Origin of the sequence: Kutzneria kofuensis (assembly GCF_014203355.1) — a bacterium.
Taxonomy (GTDB): domain Bacteria; phylum Actinomycetota; class Actinomycetes; order Mycobacteriales; family Pseudonocardiaceae; genus Kutzneria; species Kutzneria kofuensis.
In genome coordinates this window covers 8,139,388-8,156,452 of the sequence record NZ_JACHIR010000001.1, presented here as the reverse complement: position 1 = coordinate 8,156,452, position 17,065 = coordinate 8,139,388, and the positions used below count along the sequence as shown (strand labels likewise).

The following is a 17,065-nucleotide window of genomic DNA, read 5'->3' as shown; positions in this document are numbered from 1 at the left end:
GCCGGCCGCCTTCGTGCCTCAGCCCTCCTTGCGCCCCACCACCAGCGCGTTGCCGGGGGCGCTGCGGATCGGCAGGAACTTGACGTCGGTCAGCCCCACCTTGGTGAACCAACCGCTGACCTCGTCGGGCTGGTAGGTCCGCTGCCCGGCGGCGCTGAACATGGACAGCGCCATCAGCGAGCCGTAGGCGTAGCCGACCTTGCCCAGCTTCGGCGAGGGGAACTGGTCCAGCAGCACCGCGGTGCCGCCGGGCGCGAGGCTGTCGGCGACGCGCCGGATCATCTCCAGGTTGTCCTCCTCGCTCTTGGAGTGGATCAGGTTGAACAGCAGGGTCACGTCGGACGGATCCAGCTCGTCGACGAAGAAGTCGCCGCCGCGGAACTTGACCCGGTCCTGCATGCCGTGCTCGGCCACCGTCCTGGTGACGATCTTCTCCACCTGCGGCACGTCGAACACCACCGCGTCCAGCCGCCGGTAGCGGCGGCAGAAGGCGATGCTGTACAGGCCGTGGCCGCCGCCGAGGTCCAGCAGCCGGCGGGCCGAGCGGCCCACCTTCACCTTGCGCAGCACCTCGTCGATGTTCATTCGGGCCAGCGACACCATGCCGTCCTGGAAGATCTTCCAGTCGCCGCCGAACCACACCGGGCGCACGCCCCGGCCGTCCTTGAGCTGCGTCTCCAGGTGCTCCCAGTCCCGGAAGGCGATCTTCTCGAAGTACGGGATGCCGAGGCTGATCGTCTCCCGCAGCCGCTCGACCATGGGCGTGTTCTCGTACCGGCCGTCGCGCTTGCGCACGTAGCCGAGGCAGTCGAGGGCGTCCAGCAGCAGGGCCATGCCGCCGGCGTGGGTGCCGGTCTCCTCGGCCAGCACGGCCGGGGTCTTGGGCGAGACGGCCAGCGAGTCGAACACCCGGTACTTGAACGCGACGCACACCGCGCGAAAACCCCAGGCCGACAGGAAGTCCGTCATGAACGCCGGCACCGGCCGGATCGCGGCCGGGGTCAGGCGTTGCCAGATCTGGTCGAGCAGGGCCATGTCTCCTCCGTAACGGTTGCTTCACGGCGCAGGTGCTCGCCGAGCAGGGTGGCGACGAGCTCGGCGTCCGATGTGGACATACGGGCGTGCAGCGGCAGGGACAGCAGGCGGAGCGCGACCCGCTCGGTCACCGGCAGCGTCCGGGCGGCGCCGGGGAACCGCCCGCGGTAGAACGAGAACTGGTTGGTGGGCTGGTAGTGCACCGAGGTCTGGATCCCGCCCTCGGCCAGCGCGGCCCGGGTCCGCTCCCGGTCCGCGCCGGGCGGCAGCAACACGGCCATCAGGTGGTGCGCGCTGTCCCCGGCCCGCTCGGCGAACGGCACCACCAGGCCGGGAATGTCGGCCAGCGCCTCGCGATAGGCGGCCACCAGGGCCCGCCGCCGGGTCCGGTCCTCGGCCAGCCGCTCCAGCTGGACCCGACCCAGCGCGGCGGCGATCTCGGTGGGCCGGTAGTTCAGGCCGATGCCGGCCACCTCGTAGCCGATGCCGCCGGACTGGGCCCGCTGCCAGGTCGTCGAACTCAGGTGATGGGCCCGCATCAGCCGGACCCGGTCCAGCACGGCCGGGTCCTCGGCCACCACCATGCCGCCCTCGCCGGTGGTGGCGTTCTTGGTGGCGAAGAAGCTGAAGCAGCCGATGTCGCCGTACGAGCCGAGCATGCGCTGCCCGACCCGCACCGCCGGCGCGTGCGCCGCGTCCTCGATCAGCACCAGGCCGTGGCGGCGGGCCAGGTCGCGCAGGGCCAGCACATCGGCCGGGTGGCCGCCGTAGTGCATGGCGACGATCGCCCTGGTGCGACGGGTGATCAGCCGGGCGACGTCCGCCGGGTCGACGGTGAGGTCGCGTTCGGACCGGACGTCGGCGAAGACCGGCGTCATGCCGTGCAGCGCGGCCACCGCGGCCGAGGCCACGAAGGTCAGCGCCGGCAGGATGATCTCGTCCCCGGAGAGGGGATCCAGGGCCAGCACCGCCAGGTGCAGCGCGGCCGTGCCGCTGCTGACCGCCACCGCGTCGCAGACGCCGAGCGTGGCGGCGAACTCCTGCTCGAACTGCCGGGTGACCGCGCCCGCCGAAAGCCAGCGCGAGCGCAGCACCTCGGTCACCGCCTTGATCTCAGGTTCACCGATGGTGTTGTCGGCGAAGAGCACCTTCCAGTGGTCCGGCCCATTCATTCCCGCCTCCCGATGCCGGCCGCGCCGATCGACCGGTATCCGGCCTCGGCGATCGCGGCCACCCTGTCCCAGTTGAACCGCTCGGCCGTGCGCAGCCGGCCGGCCTCCCCCATCGCCGTGCGAGCGCGGGCATCGCCGAGCAGGGTCAGCAGCGCGGCCGCGACAGGTCCGGGCGCGGCCTCGGCCACCAGGCCGTCCACGCCGTGTCGCACCACCTCCTCCACTCCGGGGAACCGCCCGCTCACCACCGGCTTGCCGCATGCCCACGCCTCGACGAAGGCCAGCGGGAACACGTCGTCGCTGGTGGGCAGGCAGAACACCGCGCAGTCGGCGAAGGCGTCGTGCTTGGTCTGCTCGTCCACCATGCCCAGGTCGCGGATGCGCGGGTCGCGGTGCGCCCGGAACGCCTCGGCGGCCTCCGGCTCGCCGTCGGCGCCGAGGAACACGAACGTGGTGTCCGGCCGCTCCCGCCACACCAGTCGCGTGGCCGCCAGCAGCGCGCGGTAGCCCTTGAACGCGACCCTCCGGGCAGCGAACAACACGACCGGTCCGGTGATGCCGTGGCGTCGCCGGAACGCCGACGGATCCGCTCGCTCGGTGAGGTCCGGCGCCTGCGGGATGCTCAGGATCCGCCGCGCCGGGACGCCGATACCGGTCAGTTCGGCCCGTTCCGCCTCGGTCAGGACGAACAGGACGTCGGCCGCCCGGCACAGCTCCCGCGCCCGCTCGGGCTCCGGCCACACCGACGCGACGGAGCACGGCGTGAGGGCGAGCCCGACTCGGTATCGCCGGGCCAGCTGCCGGGCCAGCTCCACGTGTGCCGGCTTGGCCAGGTCGTACGCGTGCACCACGTCCGGCCGCCAGTCCGGCCGGGCCGCGGACAACTCGGCCACTGAACGCGACCGCGGTCCCGCGTCGGCGACTTCGGTGCTGTCGGTCAGCGTCGCGACCCGGTTTCCCCGCTTGGCCAAGGCGGTCGCCGTGCGCCAGGCCATCCGCTCCGCCCCGGCGAAGGCTCCCTGGTAGCCGCCGAACACCGCCAGCACGTCCACCCCGCCGGCGGTCACGCGCGGGCCTCGCTGCGCAGGTCGTCCTCGCCGTGGTCGCCGAACTCGGTCAGGTCCAGGCCGTCCTCGGCCACCGCGAGGGCGTCCACCGGCGACCCGGGAACCGGCGACGTCGGGACCCGCCACTGCCGGCCGTCGGCCGGAGCCGGGCTCAGGTACAGGTCCGGGTCGGACTCGAAGGCCCGACTGGCCTCCAGGTACCGCCCGGGCGTGCCGATGTCGTGCCAGGCGCCGTCGAACCCGTAGCCGTGCACAGGTTTCCCGTTCGCCACCAGGGCGTTGACCAGGCCGGGCATGTCCACCGAACCCTCGGGCAGGTAGTCCAGGACGACCGGGCTGACCGCGTAGATCCCGCTGGACACGCGCAGCCCGAAGGTCGGCTTCTCCAGGATCTCGCTGACCCGACCGTCCGCCAGCTGCACCAGCCCGACCGTGGCGGTCAGCCGGCGGCGCACGTAGGCGACGGTGAGCAGGCTGCGGCTCAGTTCGTGAGTACGCAGCAGGTGCCCGAAGTCAACGGTGCTGAGGATGTCTCCGTTCAGCACCACCGCCGGCGTCCGCCAGTCCGCCACCAGCCGCAGCGGGGCCGCGGTGCCCAGCGGGCGGTCGTCCACCGTGTAGTCGATCGACAGGCCGAGCCGGGACCCGTCGCCGTAGGCGGCCCTGATCTGCTCCCCCAGGTGGGCCACGCACAGCGTGACCCGGCTGAACCCGAACGCGCGCAGCCGACGCAGGATGATCTCGAGTATGGCGCAGCGGCCGAGCTTGACCAGGGCCTTGGGCCGCTCCCTGGTGTGCGGCAGCAGGCGCGAACCCTTGCCCCCCACCATGACAATGGCGTGCATGGTCCTCATCCCCAATAGCTCCAGCGGGTTCGTGGTTGTCCTGACGAACGTATCCAGCCAGCGCTGGATGTCGGAGTCCACAAACGGCCGGTCGCAGTGGCCTAGCCGATTGTCCGAGCGGACCGGGTCCGGACGCGCGGCAACCCCTGGCCGGGGTGGGGGCGCCGGCCAGGGGTCGGAATCGGTGTTCTATCGGCGCCGGGTCAGCCGCCGAAGCCCAGCGTCACCGCGTCGGCGAACACCGAGTTGTCCGCGATGCTGCCGGACCGCAGCGTGCAGCCCGGCGCGACCGTGCAGTCGACCGCGCCGGCCGGCGCGCCGTCCACCGGGCTGTTGCCGGTGAACGAGGACACCACGACGACCGAAGTGCTGAAGTCGCCAGAACCGTCGGACACGACGATGCTTCGGTTCGGGAAGTAGCAGCTCACGTTGGGCCAGTCGCCCGGCCCGCACTCCATCACACCGATCTTGTCGTTGGCGGTGAAACCCGCCCCGTCCACCGCGACGGTCTGCCCGTCGCTCAGGCCGGTGGACGGGGTCACCTTGATCGTCGCCGCGGCCGGGGCCGCGGTCGCGTACCCGGCGCCGACCAGCGCCGTTGCCGCCAGGACGGCGGCGCACACCGCGCCGGCCCGGGCCGCGTTGAAGCCGAACATGTTCACCATGGCCTTGTGTGACCTTCCAGATCGAGGTTTCGCCCGATTCACAAAGGGGGCATGGATCGACAAGTTGGAACTTGGGACAACTAAGTCCTAAAGACTTACTACCCCCCAGGCCAGGCTAACCAGGGCCGGGCGATCGGTCAAGATCCGGCGCCGCCGAGCAGTCCCCACTGGCCAGCAAGCGCAATCGCCTCGTACCTATTACGGGCACCCATTCGGCGGTAGACATCGGAAAGCCGCCGGAAGATCTCACGCTGTGAATATCCCTCGGCTCTGGCCAGTTGCACCACCGAGCCCCCACCGGCCAGTACCCGCAGCCAGTGCACCTCGCGGGCCAGCAGCGGGGTGCCCTTCGGCCGGTCGATCGACGACCGGGCCAGGCTGCGAGCGACCGCCGTCGGCAGCACCGTCCGGCCGTCGCGGGCCGCCCGCACCGCCTCCACTATCTCCGGCGGGCTCGAGCTCCAGGCCACCGCCGCGTGCGCGCCCCGCCGCAGCGCCCGCACGTACCAGCCGTCCTCCTCGGCCGGCAGCACGGCCACCAGCAACAGCGCGGGGAACTCGTCGGCCAGCGAACGCAGCTGGTCGAGGTCCTCGTCGGCGTGCACCGCGACCACGGCCACCTCGGTGGCTCGCTGCTGGATCCAGGGTGACAGCCGGGGCGGCCGGGCGACCTCGAAGCCGCCCTCGGCCAGGATCGCGGCCAGTCCGGCCACGAACGCCGGCACCCGGCCGGCCACCACCACCGCGGCATCACCCATTTCCGTTCTCCCATTCTCGGCTCGCTCCCATCATCGGGCCGCCCAAACGGAGCTGCCTACTCGGAACGTGCGTCGCCGGGAATCTCTTCAGAATTGCGCAGCACACCGCACGGACAGAAAAGCGAACCCGCGGCCGGCGCTGCGACACTTCAGCCATGCTTGTCGATTACAGCGGAAACGGTCCCTACTGTTTCTCCGACGCCCTCACGATGATGTTCGGCCGGCACAGTCCGGGCCGGGCCGTCCTCGACGTCCTCAGCGGTGTCCCCTTCGGACTGAGCATCCAGAGCACCGGGATGGTCGACCAGGACCTGCCGTTCTTCTGCGCCCGCGACTGGCTTCCCCCGGAGGGCATCGCCAACTGCGTGGAACTGCTCGGCTGGCGGTTCGACCTGCACGGCGGCTCGGCCGAGGAGGCAATGGCCCTGCTGCACGCCGCCACCCCGGAGCGGCCGGTGCTGGCCGGCCCGGTGGAGATGGGGTTGCTGCCCCACCATCCCGGGCTGGGCCAGCCGATCGGCGCCGACCACCACGTGGTGGTGTTCGGTGTGGACGGTGACCTCGTGCTGATGCACGACCCGCACGGCTATCCGTTCGCGACGGTCCCGGTGGACGCGTTCCTCACGGCCTGGAAGGCCGACACCGTGGGCTATCCGGTCGCCCCCTACACCACGCGCGCCAACTTCCGGCAGGTGCACGAGGTGGACGTGCACACAGCGCTGCGGCGGTCCATTCCCAAGGCCATCGCGCTGCTGGACGGCCCGGACTCGGCGGCGACCGCGCTGCGGCTGGCCGACATGGTGGAGGCCGGCCTGACCCGCATGCAGCACAAGTACCTGGTGGAGTACCAGATCAGCGGCGGCGCCATGCGGCTGACCGCGGCGGCCGCGCTGTTCGGCCGGATCGGCTGCACAGGAGTCGCGAACCTGTTGGAGCGCCAGGCAAAGCTCACCGGCGCGCTGCAACTTCCTTTGGTCACCGGGAACACCGCCCGGGCGGCGAACATCTTCCGTGAGCTGGCCCCGACCTACGGGCAGCTCCGACTGGCCCTGCTCCAGACCGCCGGCCTGAGCTACGGCCTGCCCGACGACTGACCGGCCCGTGGCGGCCGGGCGAGACCCGACCGGGCCGGCGAAGCGCGGCCCGCTCGGGTTCCGGTCACACCGCGCTGCGCTCGCCGACGATCTCCTCCAGCTGCCGCTGGTGGGTGTCCGGCGCGGTCAGCGCGAACACCACCACGGCCAGCAGCAACGGAATCGCGCCCAGCAGCGCGGTCAGGAGGATGGAGGGCGCGGCGATCGCGGCAACGGCCAGTGCGAGCACCGCCACGCCGCCGGCCTTGGTCATGCCCGCGGTGAGCCCGGCGCCGCGGGAGCGCACCCGGGTCGGATAGATCTCGGCGCTGTACGCGGTGACCGCGGCGGTGGCCGAGCTGATGCCGGTCAGCGGGATCACCAGCAGCACCGACAGCAGGAACTGGTTGTGCACCACCGTGTCCGCGAACAACGCGAACACCAGCACCGACACCGCCGTCAGCGCGGACAACAGGATCACCGTCCACCGGCTGTTCCAGAACCCGTACAGCAGCGCGACGAGCACCGTCACCGGCAGGCCGATCAGCGCCGAGTCACGCAGCACGTAGTCGGAGGTCACCGCGGTGAGCCCGAGGTGTTGCAGGTTGGTCGGCACCCAGAACTGGAACCCGTAGGTCAGCAAGCCGATCGCCACCGCCAGCGCGACGACCGCCGTCGTGGGCCCGGCGAACGGGCGGGCGAACAGTGAGGCGTAACTGCCGCGTCCGGACGGCTGGGGCCCGGTCGGCCCGGCCGAGTCGGCCGCGGTCACGACCCTTGCGCCGTACCGACGCATCACCTGCGCCGCCGCCTCGTCCTGGCCGGTGGCCAACAGGAATCGCGCCGACTCCGGGATCCATCGGTTGAGCAGCAACAGCAGCAGCCCGGTCGGCAGCCCGAGCAGCCAGAGGATCCGCCAGCTGTACTCCGGGGTCAGCGCGCCGGCCAGCCAGCTCGTGATCACGTACGCGCCGGCCACGTCCCCGCCGATCAGCACGATCAGCCAGCCCCGGTGGCGGGCCGGCATGGTCTCGGCGATCAGCGCGAAGGCGATGGGCAGCATGCCGCCGGCGCCGGTGCCCATCAGGAAGCACATCGCCAGGTTCCACTGGAAGCTGGGCATCGCGCCGCAGATCGAGGTGGACACGAACAGCAGGGCGGCGAACACGATCGAGGCCCGGCGGCCGATCCGGTCACCGCCCCAGCCCCACAGCAGGGAACCGAGCAGCGTGCCGGTGATGCCGACCAACGGCAGCCAGGACACCGGCAGCGTGCCGTGTGGGTTGGCCGCGGTCTTCAGCCCGTACTCCGCGGCCACGCCGGGCGCCACGAAGGCCAGCGTGGTCGGCTTCATCACGTCGATCGTCACCGCCAGCGCCATCACGACCAGCAGGGCCACATGCTGGAACCGGACCGGCGCGTCGTCGAGCGCGCGCACCCGGATCCCGCTGGCCCGCCGGCCGATCGACCCGGCGCCACGAGGCACCAGCCCGTACAGCGCCAGCGCCAGGCCGGCCAGGATCAGCCCCATGCCCGTCAGCATCGAGGCGTCCATCTCCATGCCGACCAGCCGGTAGCCCATGTCCCGCGCGCCCAGGTACATCGGCAGGTGCAGCAGCACTCCCGCGGTGCAGGCCGCGGCGCCGAGCCAGAAGGCGACGGGATGGTGGAAGTTGGCGGTGCGGCGTGCTCTGCCCGGTTCGATGTTCGTCACGTGTGCGTCCCCTTCGCCGTGATCGACAGCAGCACCCGATTGTCTCGGGCTCGTCCGGCGGGGCGTTACTCGCAGCTTGCGGCATCTTCCCGCTGTGAAGCCGTTTTCCTCGAACTCGGGAACATCGGCCGACAAGGCGGCAACCCGCGAGAAGTTTTCCGCGCCCGGCCTTCAGCACACTCGGAGCCACGCCGCGGCGAGTTCGCCGACAGCTCTACGGGGACGCGCGCAACAGCCGTCCTGTGAGGGGATCACTATGGGAACACCCCGTGACCGGGCCCGAAAACTGGTGCCCGGCGCCGTGCCAATTCTCGTGCTGCTGGTGCTGTTCCTGGTCGGCCAGAGCGCGGTCGCGGCCCCGGACGGCAGCCGGCTGGCGGACCGGTACCGATTCCGGGAACTGCCCATCGCCATGCCGCCGGGCTACGACAACCAGCCGATGAAGACCATCCGCCCGGTCAACCCCGCCTACGAGCACCTGGTGTCCTGGATCTCCTCGGTCGGCGCGAGCATCGCGATGAACGACCTGGTCGGCCACGGCCGCGCGGACGCACTGTGCATTGTGGACACCAGGACCAACTCCGTGATCGTCACGTACACGCCGACGGCCCCGCAGCAGGACCGGTTCACCCCGTTCACGCTGAACGCCGCGCCGCTGCCGTACGACGACACGATGGCCCCGACCGGCTGCACGCCGGGCGACTTCAACGGCGACGGCCGAATGGACCTGCTGGTCACCTACTGGGGCCGCACGCCGATCCTGTTCCTGGCCAGGTCGACCGCGACCACGCCGTCGCCGGCCGCCTACGAGCCGACCGAGCTGGTGCCGCAGGTGAGCACCGACGGCGGGTACCACGGCCCGCGCTGGAACACCGACGCCGACTACGTGGCCGACCTCGACGGTGACGGGCACCCCGACATCGTCATCGGCAACTACTTCCCCGACTCCGACGTGCTCGACCCGCACGGCCTGAACAACGTGCAGATGAACCTGTCGCTGTCCAGCGCCACCAACGGCGGCGGCGACCGAGTGCTGCGCTTCCTGTCCGGCGCCGGCGGGGAGCATCCCACCGCCAGCTACGTCGAGGACCGGGACGCGATCCCCTACGACGCCTCGACCGGCTGGACGCTGGCCATCTCCGGCGCCGACCTGACCGGCTCCGGCGTCCCGGACATGTACCTGGCCAACGACTTCGGCCACGGCCACCTGCTGCACAACGTGTCCAGCCCGGGCCGCATCAGGTTCACCGAGGCCAAGGGCCAGCGCAGCCCGACAACGCCCAAGTCCTTCGTGCTCGGCAACGGGTCGTTCAAGGGCATGGGCGTGGACTTCGGCGACGTGAACCGGACCGGGCGGTTCGACTTCGCGGTCAGCAACATCACCACCGCCTGGGGCCTTCAGGAGAGCAACTTCCTGTTCATGAACCAGGCCGAGGACAACGCGGCCATGGCCGGTTCGCTGGCCGACGGCGTCGCGCCGTTCACCCAGGAGGCGCAGCAGTACGGCGTGGCCTGGACCGGCTGGTGCTGGGACGTCAAGTTCGGCGACTTCCGCAACGACGGGACCCTGGCCATGGTCCAGGCGGACGGCTTCGTCAAGGGCGACACCGACCGCTGGAACTGGCTGCAGGAGATGGCCATGACCAACGACGACCTGCTGAGCAACCCGGCGATGTGGCCGAACGTGCGGCCGGGCGACGACATCGCCGGCGACCAGGCGCTGGCCTTCTACGCCCGCGAGGGGAGCGGCAGGTACGTCAACATCAGCAAGGAGCTGGGCCTGGCCGTGCCGACCCCGACCCGTGGCATCGCGACGGCGGACACCACCGGCACCGGCGCCCTGGACCTGGCGATCGCCCGGCAGTGGGGGCCGCCCGCCTTCTACGCCAACTCCTCGCCCGACCGCGGCGACTACCTGGACCTGAACCTGTTCCGGCCGGCGGCCCCGGGCCGGAGCGGGGGCATGGCCGGCGTCGGCACACCGGCGTACGACGCCACCGTCACCGTGACCACGCCCAGCGGCAGCCAGGTGTCGCAGCTCGACGGCGGCGGCGGGCACGGTGGCTTCCGCAGCTTCGGTGTCCACTTCGGACTCGGTGACGAGATGGGCCCGGTCAGCGTGCAGGTGCGCTGGCTGGATCTCCAGGGCCACCGGCACGAGCAGACCACCACTCTCAAGCCCGGCGAGCACACCCTGATGTTGACCGACGGGATCCAGGAGGTGACGAACCGATGACCGCCGTTTCCCCGGCCGTCAAGGGCGAGGCGCAGGGCGCGCCGCCGCCGTCCGGCCCGGCGCCGGCCCCGCGCGACCCGCGCTATCTGGCCCTGCGCAACTTCGCCGTCTCGATCAGCGTGTTCAACATCTTCGGCTACACGCTGCTCGGCTTCGAGCAGCCGTGGCTGTGGCCGATCGCCGCGGTGCTGCTCGGCTACACCACCGAACTCGGCCTGGAGATGATCCGCGCCTGGGCGCACCGCGAGCGGCCGCGGTTCCTCGGCAACGGGGTGCGCGGGGTGTACGAGTTCCTGCTGCCGGCGCACATCACCAGCGTCGCGGTGAACATGCTGCTCTACGCCAACAACCAGTTCTGGCCGGTGGCCTTCGGCGTCGTGGTCGGGGTGAGCGCCAAGTACATCCTCCAGGCGCCGATCAGGGGCCGGATGCGGCACTTCATGAACCCGTCCAACTTCGGCATCACCATGGTGCTGCTGTGCTTCAGCACGTGGGCCAGCATCGCGCCGCCGTACGAGTTCACCGAGAACGCCAACACCTACTTCCGGGTGATGATCCCGCTGTTCATCGCCACCGCCGGCACCGTGATCAACGGGGTGCTGACCAAGCGGGTCATGCTGATCATGGGCTGGATGGGCGGGTTCGCGATCCAGGCGGTGCTGCGCTGGTGGATCTGGGACGTGTCCATCTTCTCGGCGCTGGGGGTGATGACCGGGGTGGCGTTCGTGCTGTTCACCAACTACATGATCACCGACCCCGGCACCACGCCCATGGCCGGCCGCGCCCAGTTCGTGTTCGGCGCCTCGGTGGCCACGGTGTACGGCGTGCTGATGGTGTTCAACGTCGTCTACACGCTGTTCTTCGCCACCAGCATCGTGTGCGCGCTGCGCGGGCTGGGCTGGTGGGTGGCGCACCTGCGGCGCCGCTCGCGGGAGCGGCGGGAGGGCGGGCCGGTCCGGCCGGCGGCCGTCGGCTGACCAGGTTCCCGGCCGCCGGCGGACGGCCGGCGGCCGGGGTCCGATCGGGGGCGCCGGCGGGAACGCGGTCGCCACCCTTCGCCCAATAGGAGCCCGGCAGCGCCGTTAATCGACCACGGACCACGCCCGGATGCATTTCCACGCATTATCCATGACCGTTCGGCCGAACCGCTTCTTCTCGTGTGCGCACCCGACAGGGCCCTAGCTACCAGCGAAGATGCCCTTTCGGACACCGTCGAGCGTAGACGCGAACGGAACAGAAACGAACCCGGCGGCCATTTCTTGACAAGTTCACAGGCAACTGTGATCCTCGGTTCGAGGGGAATGCCGAATCCATGCCGTCACGCAAGGATTCGTGGAGCGGTCAGCGAATGGCGTGTCGAGGCCGGGGACGCGGGGGGTTCGTCGGGTGGGTGGGCAACGCGGGTCGAACATGATCACCCCCGACGAGCACCGGTCGCCGCCGCCCGACCTGACCGGCACCGTGCGCGTCCCGATCGCGGCGCTGAACGCCGCCGACTCCCCGCGGCTGGCCGGGGAGAGCATCGACCACGTGCACACGCTGGCCGAGTCCGACGCGACGCTGCCGCCCATCGCCGTGCATCGGCCCACGATGCGGGTCATCGACGGCATGCACCGGCTGCGGGCCGCGATCGAGCGCGGCGAACAGCACATCGACGCGCGGTTCTTCGACGGCGACACCGAGCACGCGTTCGTGCTGGCGGTGCAGGCCAACGTGGCACACGGGCTGCCGCTGTCCCGGACCGACCGGGCGGCGGCGGCCGCGCGCATCCTGCACGACTTCCCGGACTGGTCCGACCGCGCCATCGCCGAGGTGACGGGTCTGTCCCACAAGACCATTGCGACGATCAGGCGACGGGCAACTGGGGACGCTTCCCAGTCACACACCCGGATCGGGCGGGACGGCCGCAAGCGGCCGGTGGACGGGACCGCGCCCCGGCAGGCGGTGCGCGAGTTCCTGGAGCGCGAGCCGACAGCCTCGCTGCGGACCGTCGCCAGGGCGACCGGCGTCTCCACCGCCACCGTCCGGGACGTGCGGGCCAAGCTGGCCCGCGCCGAGGCCGAGGTGCCCCGGCAGCGCACCGCCCCGGCCGTCCAGGAGGTCGACTACGAGTCGATCCTGGCCAAGCTGCGCGGCGATCCCGCGGTGCGGCTCAGCGCCGCCGGCCGGATGCTGCTGCACCTGCTGGGCAACCGGCTGACCAGCAGGACCGCGTGGCGGCGCCTGGCCAACGCCGTTCCCCCGCACTGCGCCGGGCTGGTGGCCGCCGCCGCGCGGCAGCTCGGCACCTCGTGGCACGAGTTCGCCCAGTTGGTGGAAACGCGCGACCGCGAATCGCGCTGAGCCGACGCCTCGACCGATTCACCGGCCGCGCCGCGCATTCAGCGGCACGGCCGGCGACATATCCGAAATTGCGCTCCCGCGCCCAAGTGGGCACATTGCGCACACTCAGCGACGACTGTTAGTTTCCCATCATTGCCGAGGTCGGCTCCCCGCCGGCTTTCTGGCCGCTTTCTCTACCGCGCGTGATGTGTCGAATGTCGTCCGGCGAATGGTGGGGGCCATGAATGATGTGACGGAGAGGTCTGTCCGCAAAGTCATCGAGTCGATGCACGAAAACCTGAGCGAAGTGCTGACGCTGGACGACATGGCGCGAACCGCGATGTTCAGCAAGTTCCACTTCTCCCGGATGTTCCAGCGGGTCACCGGGCTGTCGCCGGCCCGCTTCCTGTCCGCGGTGCGGCTGGAACGGGCCAAGCACCTGCTGGTGACGACCTCGCTGAGCGTCACCCAGATCAGCCACCAGGTCGGCTACGCCAGCGTCGGCACGTTCAGCACCCGGTTCAGCACCAGCGTGGGCATGTCGCCCTCGCTGTACCGGCAGCGCCGCGGCCAGGCAGGCCAGCTGGCGTCGCGGCCCCGCACCGAGCGGGACCGGGACCACGCCCCGGCGGTGTGCGGGCGGGTCGAGCTGCCGGCGGGCGCCGCCGCGAACGGCGCGGTGTTCATCGGGCTGTTCCCGGAGCGACTACCGCAGGGCCAGCCGGTCCGGTGCGCGGCGCTGCCTGGTCCCGGCCGCTACACGCTGGCCGCCGTGCCGCCCGGCAGCTGGTACGTCCTCGGCTACCGCGCCCCCACGCCCGACGCCCGGCGCCCGCTGGTCGCCGCCCGCGGGCCGGTGATCGTGGCGGCCGGCGGCCCCGACCACCACGTCGACCTGCCGCTGCGGCCGATGTCCGACCTCGACCCCCCGATGCTGCTCGCCCTGCCGGACGGGTCCGCGCCGCTCACCGGCGCGAGACGAACCGAACCCACCCCCTGATGGAGGCGTCATGTCCAGTCCGGCCGACCGGGCCGACCACCGATTGCCCTCGCTGACCGGCCTGCGCTGCTTCGCCGCCCTCGCGGTGTTCGTCTACCACGCGGTGATCGGTCCGCGCATCTTCCTCCAGCCCGTCTTCGACGACACCACGCTGTTCCTGTTCAACGCCGCCGGCCTGAACTCGATCTCGTTCTTCTTCGTGCTCAGCGGATTCGGCCTGGCCTGGTCGGCCCGCCGGCGCGAGCCGGCGACGCGCTTCTACTGGCGACGCTTCCTGCGCATCTACCCCAGCCACTTCGTGGTCTGCGTGCTGGCCATCGCGGCCATGCTGGTCACCGGAGCCACCTTCGACCTGCACCACGTGCCGGAGGCGTTCCTGCTGCTGCAACCGTGGCTGCCCGACGTCGCCAGCTCGTTCGGGGTCAACGGCGTCACCTGGTCGCTGGGCTGCCAGGCGGTGTTCTACCTGACCTTCCCGCTGCTGTTCCCGCTGGTCCGCCGGATCGCGCCGAACCGGTTGTGGGCCTGGACGTTCGGCATCGTGGCGCTGGTGTTCTGCGTGCCGCTGGTGGCCTCGGCGATGTTCCCGACCGGTCCGCCGCTGATCTGGCTGGACATGCCGGCGCAGCAGTACTGGCTGGTGTACATGTGCCCGCTGAGCCGGCTGCTGGAGTTCGTGCTGGGGCTGCTGCTGGCCCGGATCGTGCGGGTCGGCCGGTTCCCGGCGATCCGGCCGTGGGTGGCCTGGGTCGGCCTGGCCCTCGGCTACGTCATCTCGACCTTCGCCGCGACGAGCACGTACAGCCTGGTCGCGGTGAACGTGATCCCGGTGCTGCTGCTGATCGGGTCGATGGCCGAGCGGGACATCCAGGGCAAGCCGTCGGTGGCCAGCCGCCCGGTTGTGGTGTGGCTGGGGCAGCTGTCGTTCACGTTCTACCTGTTCCACCGGATCGTGCTGGAGAACGTGATCGGCGCGTTCGGGTTCACCTATCACTGGACGGTGCCCGCGGCGATCGGCGCGATCGCGCTGTCGCTGGCCATGACCCTGCTGCTGGCCTGGAACCTGAGCACCGCCGTGGAGAAGCCGTTCTACCGCCGGTTCGGCCGGTCCCGAGCGCCCGTGACGCCCGCGCCGGCGTGACCGTGCGGCTACACTCCGGCGCCATGTTCACTGTGGCGGCCAGGACTCTCACCGAGTACTTCACGGCGGACCCGGCCCGCGAGCCGGAACTGCGCCAGGTCGACAAGGCGATCAGGGCCGGTGCGGCGAGCTTGAAGCGCTACCTGTTCACCGGCACCGGGACCGGCCGGCCCGGCATGTCCATGACGATGATCGGCTACGGCACGTTCCAGTACCGGGTCGCCGGCAGCGACGAGCCGATCGACTGGCCGATGCTGGGGCTGGCCCTGCAGAAGAACTACATCAGCCTGTACGTCGCGGCCGTGGTCGGCGACCGGTACCTGGTCGAGGACTACGCCGGCAAGCTGGGCAAGGCCAAGGTCGGCCGGAACATGGTGCGCTTCGCCAAGGCCGCCGAGCTGGACCAGGACAACTTCGCCGAGCTGCTCGGCCGCATCGACGACGGCGTCCGCGACGGCTCGATCGGCTTCCGCTACGGGCGGGCCAAGCAGGGCTGAGCCGGCCCCGCTTGACCCCGCCCCTGGGGCAGACCCGAAGGTCGGACCGGTCCCGGGCAGCCGCCCGGGCGACCGGTTCGACCGACAGGGAGCACCCAGATGGCCGACGTCAGGCTGCGCGAGATCCCCGAACTGCTGGTACTCACCGAACAGCGCACGATCGCCGCGCCCGACATCAAGCCGTGGCTGATGGACGCCATGGGCCGGCTGCACAAGACCACCGAGGAGGTCGGCGGCCGCGCCGACCACTGGTTCGTCGTCTACCACGGGCAGTTCACCGAGGACACGCCCGAGATCCCGGTGGAGGTCTGCGCGCCGATCGGCCGCGACAAGGAGGGCGCCGCCGACGTGCCGATGCGCGTCGAGCCCGCGCACCAGGAGGCCTACGTCCGCCTGCGCAAGTCCGAGTTCGTGGACCCGGCCCAGGTGGCCAAGGCGTTCGGCACGGTCGCCGAGTGGGTGGCCCGCAACGGCTACGCCATCGCCGACGCCCCGCGCGAGGTCTACTTCACCGACTTCACCGAGGCCGCCGACTCCGACGAGGTCTGCGACATCGCCTTCCCGATCAAGTGATCGAGCTGACCGGGCCGTTTCGGTCGACGCACACCTCTAGGCTCGACCTCGTGGACCCTGAGCACGCTGATGACGCGGCCGCCGGCCGGGCGCCCGAGGACCAGGAGCTCAGCATCGGCGCGTTCTCGCGCCGATCCCGCCTGTCGATCAAGGCGCTGCGGGTGTACGACCGGCTCGGCCTGGTCACGCCGGTCCGGGTGGACCAGCACAACGGGTACCGGTGGTACCTGGAGAGCCAGTTGGAGACCGCCCGCCTGGTCGGGCTGCTGCGCCGGCTGGACATGCCGCTGGCCCAGATCGCCGAGATCGTCGCCGCGCCCGAGCCGGCCGCGGCCGAGCAGCTGGTGGCGTACTGGGCCGAGGTCGAGCGGCGGGTGACCAGCCAGCGGGAACTGGTGGACTACCTGGCCGGCAAGCTGACCGGCCGCACCGGCGGCGACTGCGTCGTGCGGCGGCGGGACGTGCCCGAGCAGTGCGTCCTGACCGAACAGCGGCACGTGCAGGCCGACGGGCTGTCCTGCTGGATCGGGGCCGCCCTCGGCCGGCTGGGCAAGGCCGCGACCGATGTCGGCGGCCTGGCCGGCAATCCGTTCGTCGTCTACTACGGCGCCGTCGACGAGGACAGCGACGGGCCGGTCGAGGTGTGCGTGCCGATCGACCCCAGCCGGGCCGGCGACAGCGCCGTGGCCACCCGCCGGGAGCCCGCGCACCAGCAGGCCTACACCCGGCTGCGCCGGGCCCAGGTCGAGTTCCCGCAGATCCTGGCCGCCTACGACCAGGTGACGCACTGGATCGGCGAGCACGGCCTGACCGCCGTCGGGGCGCCGCGTGAGGTGTACTTCGGCGACTTCATGGCGGCCGCGCCCGACGACGAGGTCTGCGAGGTCGCGTTTCCGATCCACTGACCGCACCGGTCCGCCGAGCCCGGCAGATGGGCATACCCCAACGTGGATCTCGCGGCGCCCGG

The 17,065-nt window shown here is 71.2% G+C and carries 16 protein-coding genes; 9 read left to right on the top strand and 7 right to left on the bottom strand.

The features are described from left to right. Positions 1 to 18 precede the first annotated feature (18 nt). From BJ998_RS37120 to BJ998_RS37095, 6 genes are all read right to left on the bottom strand, one after another. Complete coding sequence (locus tag BJ998_RS37120) at positions 19 to 1,035, bottom strand: methyltransferase (protein ID WP_184867952.1); 1,017 nt, start codon at positions 1,033 to 1,035, stop codon at positions 19 to 21. Next, positions 1,002 to 2,207: a DegT/DnrJ/EryC1/StrS family aminotransferase gene (locus BJ998_RS37115; protein WP_184867951.1), complete on the bottom strand. Its 1,206-nt coding sequence runs from the start codon at positions 2,205 to 2,207 to the stop codon at positions 1,002 to 1,004. Before BJ998_RS37115 ends, BJ998_RS37120 begins: the two co-directional genes overlap by 34 nt. Further along, the gene (locus tag BJ998_RS37110) at positions 2,204 to 3,274 is read right to left on the bottom strand and encodes a glycosyltransferase family 4 protein (protein WP_184867950.1); all 1,071 of its coding nucleotides are present in this window, start codon (positions 3,272 to 3,274) and stop codon (positions 2,204 to 2,206) included. The genes BJ998_RS37115 and BJ998_RS37110 overlap by 4 nt, the downstream gene beginning before the upstream one ends. After that, entirely contained in the window at positions 3,271 to 4,119 is an 849-nt protein-coding gene (locus BJ998_RS37105) for a nucleotidyltransferase family protein (protein ID WP_184867949.1), read from the bottom strand. The genes BJ998_RS37110 and BJ998_RS37105 overlap by 4 nt, the downstream gene beginning before the upstream one ends. 203 nt (positions 4,120 to 4,322) lie before the next feature. Further along, on the bottom strand, positions 4,323 to 4,784 hold the full coding sequence (locus BJ998_RS37100; RefSeq protein WP_184867948.1) for an enediyne antibiotic chromoprotein: 462 nt from the start codon (positions 4,782 to 4,784) through the stop codon (positions 4,323 to 4,325). 137 nt (positions 4,785 to 4,921) lie between these two features. Continuing rightward, positions 4,922 to 5,542 (bottom strand): helix-turn-helix domain-containing protein, encoded by a 621-nt coding sequence (locus BJ998_RS37095; protein ID WP_184867947.1) that lies wholly within the window; start codon positions 5,540 to 5,542, stop codon positions 4,922 to 4,924. 155 nt (positions 5,543 to 5,697) lie between these two features. Between BJ998_RS37095 and BJ998_RS37090 the strand changes: the two genes are divergently transcribed. After that, positions 5,698 to 6,636, top strand: a complete 939-nt coding sequence (locus BJ998_RS37090; protein WP_184867946.1) for a YobF C-terminal domain-containing protein — start codon at positions 5,698 to 5,700, stop codon at positions 6,634 to 6,636. A 64-nt stretch (positions 6,637 to 6,700) separates the two neighbouring features. Here the strand turns inward: BJ998_RS37090 and BJ998_RS37085 are convergent, their stop codons facing one another. Continuing rightward, positions 6,701 to 8,329 carry an MFS transporter gene (locus tag BJ998_RS37085; RefSeq protein WP_184867945.1) on the bottom strand — a complete coding sequence of 543 codons (1,629 nt, stop codon included), beginning with the start codon at positions 8,327 to 8,329 and terminating at the stop codon, positions 6,701 to 6,703. 256 nt (positions 8,330 to 8,585) lie between these two features. Here BJ998_RS37085 and BJ998_RS37080 point away from each other — a divergent pair, with 256 nt between their 5' ends. From BJ998_RS37080 to BJ998_RS37045, 8 genes are all read left to right on the top strand, one after another. After that, on the top strand, positions 8,586 to 10,565 hold the full coding sequence (locus BJ998_RS37080) for a CRTAC1 family protein (RefSeq protein WP_184867944.1): 1,980 nt from the start codon (positions 8,586 to 8,588) through the stop codon (positions 10,563 to 10,565). Further along, on the top strand, positions 10,562 to 11,542 hold the full coding sequence (locus BJ998_RS37075; RefSeq protein ID WP_184867943.1) for an enediyne biosynthesis protein: 981 nt from the start codon (positions 10,562 to 10,564) through the stop codon (positions 11,540 to 11,542). Before BJ998_RS37080 ends, BJ998_RS37075 begins: the two co-directional genes overlap by 4 nt. Positions 11,543 to 11,951: 409 nt before the next feature. Then, positions 11,952 to 12,908, top strand: a complete 957-nt coding sequence (locus tag BJ998_RS37070) for a ParB/RepB/Spo0J family partition protein (RefSeq protein ID WP_184867942.1) — start codon at positions 11,952 to 11,954, stop codon at positions 12,906 to 12,908. 220 nt (positions 12,909 to 13,128) lie between these two features. Further along, positions 13,129 to 13,887, top strand: a complete 759-nt coding sequence (locus BJ998_RS37065; RefSeq protein ID WP_184867941.1) for a helix-turn-helix domain-containing protein — start codon at positions 13,129 to 13,131, stop codon at positions 13,885 to 13,887. A gap of 10 nt (positions 13,888 to 13,897) precedes the next feature. Then, the gene (locus BJ998_RS37060; RefSeq protein WP_184867940.1) at positions 13,898 to 15,028 is read left to right on the top strand and encodes an acyltransferase family protein; all 1,131 of its coding nucleotides are present in this window, start codon (positions 13,898 to 13,900) and stop codon (positions 15,026 to 15,028) included. A gap of 23 nt (positions 15,029 to 15,051) precedes the next feature. Further along, the gene (locus tag BJ998_RS37055) at positions 15,052 to 15,525 is read left to right on the top strand and encodes a DUF1801 domain-containing protein (protein WP_184867939.1); all 474 of its coding nucleotides are present in this window, start codon (positions 15,052 to 15,054) and stop codon (positions 15,523 to 15,525) included. A 99-nt stretch (positions 15,526 to 15,624) separates the two neighbouring features. Beyond that, on the top strand, positions 15,625 to 16,098 hold the full coding sequence (locus BJ998_RS37050) for a GyrI-like domain-containing protein (RefSeq protein WP_184867938.1): 474 nt from the start codon (positions 15,625 to 15,627) through the stop codon (positions 16,096 to 16,098). A 50-nt stretch (positions 16,099 to 16,148) separates the two neighbouring features. Then, positions 16,149 to 17,003, top strand: a complete 855-nt coding sequence (locus BJ998_RS37045) for a MerR family transcriptional regulator (protein ID WP_184867937.1) — start codon at positions 16,149 to 16,151, stop codon at positions 17,001 to 17,003. The last annotated feature ends 62 nt before the right edge of the window (positions 17,004 to 17,065 follow it).

Excerpts from the sequence above, each read along its gene's own strand:
- BJ998_RS37120 (WP_184867952.1), bottom strand. The coding sequence starts at position 1,035 with ATGGCCCTGCTCGACCAGATCTGGCAACGCCTGACCCCGGCCGCGATC.
- BJ998_RS37115 (WP_184867951.1), bottom strand. The coding sequence starts at position 2,207 with ATGAATGGGCCGGACCACTGGAAGGTGCTCTTCGCCGACAACACCATC.
- BJ998_RS37105 (WP_184867949.1), bottom strand. The coding sequence starts at position 4,119 with ATGCACGCCATTGTCATGGTGGGGGGCAAGGGTTCGCGCCTGCTGCCG.
- BJ998_RS37100 (WP_184867948.1), bottom strand. The coding sequence starts at position 4,784 with ATGGTGAACATGTTCGGCTTCAACGCGGCCCGGGCCGGCGCGGTGTGC.
- BJ998_RS37095 (WP_184867947.1), bottom strand. The coding sequence starts at position 5,542 with ATGGGTGATGCCGCGGTGGTGGTGGCCGGCCGGGTGCCGGCGTTCGTG.
- BJ998_RS37090 (WP_184867946.1), top strand. The coding sequence starts at position 5,698 with ATGCTTGTCGATTACAGCGGAAACGGTCCCTACTGTTTCTCCGACGCC.
- BJ998_RS37080 (WP_184867944.1), top strand. The coding sequence starts at position 8,586 with ATGGGAACACCCCGTGACCGGGCCCGAAAACTGGTGCCCGGCGCCGTG.
- BJ998_RS37075 (WP_184867943.1), top strand. The coding sequence starts at position 10,562 with ATGACCGCCGTTTCCCCGGCCGTCAAGGGCGAGGCGCAGGGCGCGCCG.
- BJ998_RS37065 (WP_184867941.1), top strand. The coding sequence starts at position 13,129 with ATGAATGATGTGACGGAGAGGTCTGTCCGCAAAGTCATCGAGTCGATG.
- BJ998_RS37060 (WP_184867940.1), top strand. The coding sequence starts at position 13,898 with ATGTCCAGTCCGGCCGACCGGGCCGACCACCGATTGCCCTCGCTGACC.
- BJ998_RS37055 (WP_184867939.1), top strand. The coding sequence starts at position 15,052 with ATGTTCACTGTGGCGGCCAGGACTCTCACCGAGTACTTCACGGCGGAC.
- BJ998_RS37050 (WP_184867938.1), top strand. The coding sequence starts at position 15,625 with ATGGCCGACGTCAGGCTGCGCGAGATCCCCGAACTGCTGGTACTCACC.